Here is a 7315-nt window from a genome sequence, read left to right as displayed (position 1 = left end):
GCACCAGGCTGTGAGCCATCGACATCTGGCCATTCGGGTGCTCACGAAGCCGGTCGGCATCAGAACTCCGCGCCGATCCACACCCGATCTCGGCAGAGTGCGATGGCGGACGTGCTCGAAGCGTTCAGGAGGTAACAGCCGAGCTCAGACCCGCGCAAACAAGTCGAGCTGCTCCGCCGGCAGGCGAGCGCGTGACTGTCGGGTAAGAGCTGAACGCATCGCTCTGGGTACCGAAAGAACCGGCAGGGCGACACCGGGCTTGCCGTAGAGTACGGCGCCGACGATCCGGCAACCATCGCCGCGATGGAATACGTTCGCGGTGTGCGGCCCGGCCCGCAGGATCTCCTGCACCAGCGGCTCCTCCACGCTCATATCGGACACGGCGGTCAGCAGACAGGCGAGCCCGGCCGCCGCGATGTCGAACGACTGAAACTCGGCGGCTCGCTGCCGCCAGATCTGGCGCACGGCTCCGGCGCTCGTCTGCGCGAACGGGTTGGGAGCGCACTGCGTCGCTGCATCGGCGATGAAGGCCGCGATCACATGCCGCTCGGCGATGTGGACGGCTGCGATCAGCGAAGCGGTGAGCTGGCGGCGGCTGATCGACATGTCGCTCCGACGATTCCACCCGGATCGCGAGCGGCCATTTCGAAGGAGAGCGACCGTACGCGGTGGTGTGCATCCCGCTTCTCTATAGGGGAGCGCATCGGTCCCGGCAGACCGCTGGGGCCACACGGATCGCGAATGGCTCAGCTCGTTGACGCCCGCTGCGCGGTATGCACAGACGGGGCGTGGCGCGGTCCCGGCACGCCGCCGATGCTGGCCCGATCGTACAGGATCTGATTTCCGCGCGCAGAGGGGAGAAGAATGGGTACGACGGAAACTGCGCAGCAACCATCTGGATAAGTGCCGTTGAGGCCGAGAGCGGTGTTTGAGGTTTAGTCCGGACGCGGCGTCAGGAGCTTTTCCTCGTGAGGGTGCATTGCGCTTTCGTGCGCGGCGATACAATATCTTATCACTCTCAAGAATAGGTGCGACGTGGACGAGAATACAGGGATGATCGAGGCCATCGGCTACATCGAGCTGACGGTGGGGCTCGTCTCAGCCTATGTGGCGAACAATTCCGTTCCCGCCGCGGAGTTGGCGACGCTGATTGCTACTACGCACGCCGCGCTGGCCGGCCTCGGCGGCTCTGCTACGCCGGCTACTCCGGCGGTCGCGAAGGCGACGCCTGCCCAGATCCGGAAGTCGATCACCCACGGGGCGCTGATCAGCTTCGAGGATGGCAAGCCCTACAAGACGCTCAAGCGGCATCTCACGGTGCTGGGGCTCGATCCTGAAGCCTATCGTGAGAAGTGGGGGCTGCCGCGCGACTACCCGATGGTGGCGACCAGCTACTCCGAGGTGCGTTCGGCGCTGGCCAAGAGCGTCGGCCTTGGACAGCAACGCCGGAAGGCGGTTCCGAAGGTCGCTGAAGGCGCTGAGGCCGTCGCAAAGCAGCCGAAGCGAGCGGGCCGGGCGCGGAAGGCCAAGATGTCGGCTGAGGCGTAGCGGTCGAGAACCGGGGCGTCCATTCAGGCGTAGGGTCCTCGAAACAGATCCCCGAGCGCCTTGCGCCGAAACAGGGTGAGCCAGCGCCGCCTCCGGTGCTCGGGGCGGTCGTGGATCAGATGGCAGCGCTGGCAGAAGGCCACGAGGTTCGCGCCCGCGTTGTTGCTGGTGTCGTGGTCGCGATGGGCGGCCGCCAGCACGACCCGCGTCCGGCGCACGCGCCCGAGCAGATCGACCGCACCGACGGCCACGCGCACGCGCCTGCCGCGCCCGTCACGCCAGGCGCCGACTTCGCGATCCCACCAGCGGCCATCGCCGAGGTGGAACACGGTCTGTCCGTGCGGGCGCTTACAGTTCTCGCAACGGCCGCCGGCGCGCCGGAAGCGGATCATGGCCGAGAGCTGCGGCCAGTCGATCGGGTAGAAGAAGCGATGCTCGGGCCGGATCGGCATAACCCGATCCTGCCACAGCTTGGCCGGACAAGCAGCTAAAGGTGTGCCTTCCTCATTACCTGAACAAGCTGGCATGGGCCTCCGAACCGCCCATGGGTGCTCAACTCGCCGCATCGTCTCCTACTCCCGTCGGACCGTAGTTCGGCTGAGCTTGAGCTCACGCGCGACGGCAGAGGCACCTTGCTCTTCGCGCAGGAGCCGCACAAATCACTAATCGGCTCAACAAAGTCTTTTCGATCCAGCCTACCTGTTTGATGCGGTGGTATACATCCAGACGTTCGGGTTATGATCAAGTACGGAATTGTAATGTGGGCGGATATTGACTTAGATTTCTTTATGGTCTGAATACGGCGGCGGTCGAGCCGCCGGATCAATCGGGGACGCACGAAGTGGCGGAAAAAACCTTAGCTTGTGATGCCGATCTCATCGAACTGGTCGCCGAGATCGTCGCCGCTTACGTGTCGAACAATCCGGTGCCGGCCTCCGAGCTGCCGCCCCTGATCGCGCGCGTGCACGGCGCGATCGCCGGGCTCGTCTCCGGCACCCCGACGGCCGAGAGCGGCCCGGCGGCGCAGAGCGACGTCGAGAAGCCGAGCCCAGCGCAGATCCGCAAGTCGGTCCGGCACGACGGGATCGTCAGCTTCATCGACGGAAGGATCTACAAGACGCTCAAGCGCCACCTTACGGTGCATGGTCTGCATCCGCGGAGCTACCGGGAGCACTACGGCCTGCCGGCGGACTACCCGATGGTCGCCCCGAGCTACGCCGAGCAGCGCTCTGCCCTGGCCAGAGCGATAGGGCTCGGCCGTCCCGGTGCCATGGCTGAGCGCAAGGGCCGCAGAACCACCTGACCCCTCGGCTGTACCCTGGATGGAAGGCTAAAGCGGAGACTACAGGTCAGTCGCCAGAGCCGCCTGGGCCATGCGGCTGACCAAAGCATCATGCCGCGCCTGACGCAGGACGATGCGCGCGGCGGTCCGCGCGTTGACGGCTCGCATCTCGGTGCTCGGCGAAGCTGTCGCGCTTGATCGGCTTTGACGAGACGACCGTAAACACAGAAGCGCTTCTTGTCTGAGAAAAGACAAATACAGGCGCTGTAGAATGCATCGAGCTTCTTGCTTGGCGCGCCATCTGTTGATATTAAAATTTACTTATCACATCTGTCTCTACCATTAGGACTCCTATTTATAAGCATCATAGTGCTTCATTATTATGAATTCATTTTTTACGTGGGAAAGGCAGCTTGAGGATCACTGCTATGCTCGCGGCGGGCGCATCCTGACTCTGCAGCGTTTTTGGACCTTGCCGCGAGCCTGGCGCGCTGCCGTGAGCCTCGGAATAGGCCGCCAAACAGCCCGCGCGTCTGGGCTGGATCCCGGCACGAGTGGGGCGTTCACGGCGACGGATTGCGGTTGGCAGAGCCGAGTGCAACGGCGTGCTCCGTTCCGCGGCTCGCTGCCCGACGGCCTGCGTCGAGGCTAATCGTTCTCAGCAACAGCGACCGTGTCGGCCATGCGGGCCCGGCGCGCGCCCAGGGGGTGCGGTTTGCCGACGGTGGTGTCCTCGGCGGTCTGGTGCTCCATCTCGGCGTTCACCTGGGCGCCGACCAGCACGATCATGGTCGAGAGCCAGATCCAGGTCATGAAGCCGATCGCCGCCCCGAGCGAGCCGTAGGTCTTGTTGTAGCTGCCGAAATGGTCGACGTACCAGGAGAACAGGGCCGAGGCGACGAGCCAGAACACGGCCGCCAGGGCGCCCCCGGGCGTGACCCAGCGCCAGCGCGGCGCGTCCCGGCTGGGCCCGTAGCGGTAGAGGACCGCCAAGCCACCGAGCACGGCGAGCAGGAGCACAGGCCAGCGAAGCAGGTTCAGCCACGATGCTTCCTTGCCGATGCCGACATACGCGAGCACCACCGGCAGGACCACGATCGCCGACAGCGCTAGAGCGAGGAACAGCAGCGCGCCCGCGGTGAAGCCGAGGGAGATGAGGTTGAGCACGAAGAAATTGCGCTTTTCGCGCTCATTGTAGACGAGGTTGAGCGCGTCGAAGACGTGCTTCACGCCGCCGTTGGCGCTCCAGACCGACAGGGCGACACCGATGATCAGGCTGAGGCCGAGGGTGGTGTTGCCATTCTCGTTGAGCCGCTTGACCTGGTCGCCGATGATCTCGATGGCCCCCTGGGGCAGGATGCCTTGAAGGCTGGCGAGCTGTTCGTTGATGGTCGCGGCGTCGGCGATGAGCCCGTAGCAGGACACGAGAGCCGCTACCGCCGGGAAGATCGCCAGCAGCGTGAAGAAGGTGACGCCCGCCGCGATCAGCGACAGCCGGTTCTCGCCGATGTCGTGATAGGTACGTAGAGCGATGTCCTTCCAGCCCTTGGCGGGGATCTCGGTCGGCTTCGATGCTCGTCGGCCGCGGTCGGCCTGCGTGCGCGCCATCTCCTGAGCCGCGGTGCCGGTGTGAGACGGGGAAGGCTTCCGTGCCGCTTCAGCCTGATCGTCTCCGCGCCGCGGGAGTTCGGCGGAGCTTGTACGGGCTCCACGCCGCGGCAGAGCCACGACGCCGAGAAGAGCGGTGGCCAGCCCTACCGTCCATATGAGAGCGTTCGTTTGCTCCCGGCTCGGCGGGGTGCGATCAAGCTTCGAGGATGTCATCGGCGAACCCCGCACGTCAGGCTGCGCTGTAGCAGCCCGCGCAACAACGGGAAGCCATCTTAAACGTTGCAGAGGATTGGCCGCGAGGCAGTATCAAGACGCCCGTACATAGCACTGATTTTTCCACGGGCGGCCTGCTCCTGCAGCCTCATCATTCCCCCAGAATGACAGCTATCGGGACAAGTATCGAACCGGTCCTCCAATGCTATGGTATGACCGCCGACCGGGTTCAGCTATCGTCCTCGTAGTTGCTGCACTTCGCCTCTTGGCGCGCGAGGTCGAGAACGCGCCGCCGACCCACGGGATCGGTGATCGTGCCCCACAAGCGCAGCAGCTCGAGCAGCGCGACATCCTCGTCAGGCTTCGACCCGAGGAACGTCCCTACGGGCTTGCCGAGCAGATCGGCGATCTCACGAAGCCGCCGGTAGGTTTGGGATCCTGAAGGGTTGGAGTTCTCATCCTCATCAGAAGACAGCACGGTTCAGATCTCCGCGTGGAAGCGCCGGGTGTAGTCGCCGCTCAGCGTCGCCAGCCGACCCTGCAGCTCCAAAACCTCGACGCGATAGCGGCGGGCGTGCTCCTGCATCGCGGCGGCGAAACAAGGGTCGATGTCCTCGTGTGCAGCCCGGGCCAGCTCGTCCGCCCGCGCGTTCATGGCGACGATCTGCGTGAGCGCGGCACTCATCAGAGCGAGCATCATCTCGCGCACGCTCTCAGACGTCGGCTCGCGCATGGCCTGAACCCTCTGCCGCAGCCGCAGCCAGTATGCCACCGAAGCGGACAGCCGACCATCCGATCATTCCCTCAGCCGGATTGTCCCTGGGACTCATGCGCGCGCAGCGCCGCCTGCACGCGTCGGATCGTGGCCCGGCTGACCTTGAGCTCGCGCGCCACAGCCGAGGCGCTCCGGCCGTCGCGTAGGAGCCGTTCGGCCTCTCGCCGCCGCTCCGGCGTCAGGCTCGCCGGCCGGCCGACCGTCTTGCCCTCGGCCCGCGCCCGGGCAAGCCCCGCCTGGGTGCGCTCGATCAAGAGATCGCGCTCGAACTCGGCGACCGCGTTGATCACGCCCATCGTCAGCTTGCCGGTCGAGCTGGTCAGGTCGACGCCGCCGAGTGCGAGGCAGTGCACGCGCACGCCGAGGGCGTCGAGCCGCTTGATCGTACCGCCGACGTCCATGGCGTTGCGGCCGAGCCGATCGAGCTTGGTCACGACCAGGACGTCGCCGCGCTCGAGCCGGTCGAGCAGGCGGACGAAGCCCTTGCGCTGGTCGGTGGCGACGCTGCCCGAGACCGTCTCGGTGATCACCCGCTGTGGTTCGACCTGGAAACCCGCGGCGGCGATCTCCTGGCGCTGATTGTCGGTGGTCTGTCCGAGAGTGGACACGCGCAGGTAGGCGAAGGTGCGGGGCATGGTCGCGATCCGGCCGGAAACGATGGCCGAAACTAGAGCATGGCCGAAACCGCCGCAAGGCTATGTTACGGCCAGCCGCGAATGACATGGCCGAAACCGGTCGGTTCCGGCCATGCCCTTGCGGATGAGAACCATGGTGGATCCGACGAGAATGCCATTATGCCGATTTATGGTAGATACTGAGTGCTGACCATACCAGCTCATGATGGAAGGCCGATCACATCGTGCACAGCGAGGTATCACGTCCTGAGCACCACACTTTCCAAGATCGACTTAGTTGGTCGCCTGATCATCCCTGCTCAGGCTCGCAGGGCTCTCGATCTGGATTACGGAGGTCCGGTCGTGCTGACCCTGGTGGACGGTGAGCTGCGGGTTCGTTCTGTCGCCACAGCCATGGCGGCGCTGCAGGCCCAGGCTTCTTCATACCTGGCCGGTGACGACGCCTCGGTCGCCGCCTTCCTCGTGGCTCGCCGCGCGGAGGCCGGTCCGGAAGAGGAGACATCGGTAGGCACGCAAGATCAGGTGAGCGCAATCACGGCGGAGCTTGTTCGTGACGCGTAGCGTCCTCGATGCCTCGGCGCTGCTCACCTATCTGCCGCCAGGAGCTTGGCTGGGAGCAGGTGCGTCAAGCCTTTACTGGGACCACTACGATGACGAGCGTGAGCTTCGGCGAGGTCGCCGGATGGATGGTGCGCAACGGGGCCGATGAGGCAACGGTGCGGGCGCTACGGGATGGCCTCGTGTACCCTCTTACGCCGGTCGACGACCTGGCTGTTCGCGCGGCCCTGCTCAAGCCGCTGATCTTGTCTAAGGGACCCGGGATCGGGGACCGGCTCTGCCTCGCGCTGGCCGCCCGCACGACCGCGGTCGCGCTCACCGCCAACGCCTGGTTGGCCGAGGTTGCCGGCGCAGTCGGCGTCGAGGTTCAGCTCATCCGATAAGCTTGGGGGCGAGCGCACAGCGTTATCCAACATTACAAAATCCGGCCTAGTTCATCGACAGCGATGTACTTAACCGGCCGGCTCGCAGTCCCTCCCCGGCAACCTCTTAAAAATTTTGAATAGATAACAGAGCAGGTAATAGACTCAAATTCTCTTTCTGAGATGATCGGTCCAAGGGCCTAAAACACCAACTTCTCCTTTCCCGATCTGACGGCTGGAGAGCTGTGCGGACATTGGGGCATATCCGCCGCCGATCGCGCGGATCTATTTCGGCTCTCCAGGCGTCTGAACCCAGGAGAGCCCTCAAGCG

10 protein-coding genes are annotated in these 7315 nt (G+C 64.7%); 4 read left to right on the top strand and 6 right to left on the bottom strand.

Translation table 11 applies throughout. The annotated features are described in order from the left end of the window. Positions 1–144 precede the first annotated feature (144 nt). On the bottom strand, positions 145–606 hold the full coding sequence (locus MET9862_RS27765; RefSeq protein ID WP_053611527.1) for a hypothetical protein: 462 nt from the start codon (positions 604–606) through the stop codon (positions 145–147). A 447-nt stretch (positions 607–1053) separates the two neighbouring features. Here MET9862_RS27765 and MET9862_RS27760 point away from each other — a divergent pair, with 447 nt between their 5' ends. After that, the gene (locus MET9862_RS27760; RefSeq protein ID WP_230368372.1) at positions 1054–1548 is read left to right on the top strand and encodes a Ros/MucR family transcriptional regulator; all 495 of its coding nucleotides are present in this window, start codon (positions 1054–1056) and stop codon (positions 1546–1548) included. 23 nt (positions 1549–1571) lie between these two features. Here MET9862_RS27760 and MET9862_RS27755 read toward each other — a convergent pair whose 3' ends face one another. Next, entirely contained in the window at positions 1572–2000 is a 429-nt protein-coding gene (locus MET9862_RS27755; RefSeq protein ID WP_053611207.1) for a hypothetical protein, read from the bottom strand. Between the two features lie 389 nt (positions 2001–2389). Between MET9862_RS27755 and MET9862_RS27750 the strand changes: the two genes are divergently transcribed. Further along, the gene (locus MET9862_RS27750) at positions 2390–2851 is read left to right on the top strand and encodes a Ros/MucR family transcriptional regulator (RefSeq protein WP_053611206.1); all 462 of its coding nucleotides are present in this window, start codon (positions 2390–2392) and stop codon (positions 2849–2851) included. A gap of 627 nt (positions 2852–3478) precedes the next feature. Here MET9862_RS27750 and MET9862_RS27745 read toward each other — a convergent pair. The 4 genes from MET9862_RS27745 to MET9862_RS27730 form a co-directional block, all read right to left on the bottom strand. Next, positions 3479–4654 carry a YihY/virulence factor BrkB family protein gene (locus tag MET9862_RS27745; protein WP_053611205.1) on the bottom strand — a complete coding sequence of 392 codons (1176 nt, stop codon included), beginning with the start codon at positions 4652–4654 and terminating at the stop codon, positions 3479–3481. A gap of 229 nt (positions 4655–4883) precedes the next feature. Beyond that, positions 4884–5132, bottom strand: coding sequence for a hypothetical protein (locus tag MET9862_RS27740; protein ID WP_053611204.1), 249 nt, complete (start codon positions 5130–5132; stop codon positions 4884–4886). Positions 5133–5135: 3 nt separating this feature from the next. Further along, complete coding sequence (locus MET9862_RS27735; protein WP_142586139.1) at positions 5136–5387, bottom strand: hypothetical protein; 252 nt, start codon at positions 5385–5387, stop codon at positions 5136–5138. Positions 5388–5458: 71 nt separating this feature from the next. Next, positions 5459–6064, bottom strand: coding sequence for a recombinase family protein (locus MET9862_RS27730; RefSeq protein ID WP_053622443.1), 606 nt, complete (start codon positions 6062–6064; stop codon positions 5459–5461). A 342-nt stretch (positions 6065–6406) separates the two neighbouring features. On the opposite strand from MET9862_RS27730, the gene MET9862_RS27725 reads away from it, so the two are divergent. Together MET9862_RS27725 and MET9862_RS27720 are read left to right on the top strand one after the other, a co-directional pair. Next, complete coding sequence (locus MET9862_RS27725; RefSeq protein ID WP_053611564.1) at positions 6407–6625, top strand: hypothetical protein; 219 nt, start codon at positions 6407–6409, stop codon at positions 6623–6625. Between the two features lie 89 nt (positions 6626–6714). Beyond that, positions 6715–7005, top strand: coding sequence for a PIN domain-containing protein (locus tag MET9862_RS27720; protein WP_053611565.1), 291 nt, complete (start codon positions 6715–6717; stop codon positions 7003–7005). The last annotated feature ends 310 nt before the right edge of the window (positions 7006–7315 follow it).

The sequence above is a fragment of the Methylobacterium symbioticum genome, from assembly GCF_902141845.1.
Lineage (GTDB): Bacteria > Pseudomonadota > Alphaproteobacteria > Rhizobiales > Beijerinckiaceae > Methylobacterium > Methylobacterium symbioticum.
This window is presented reverse-complemented; position numbering and strand designations above follow the sequence as displayed.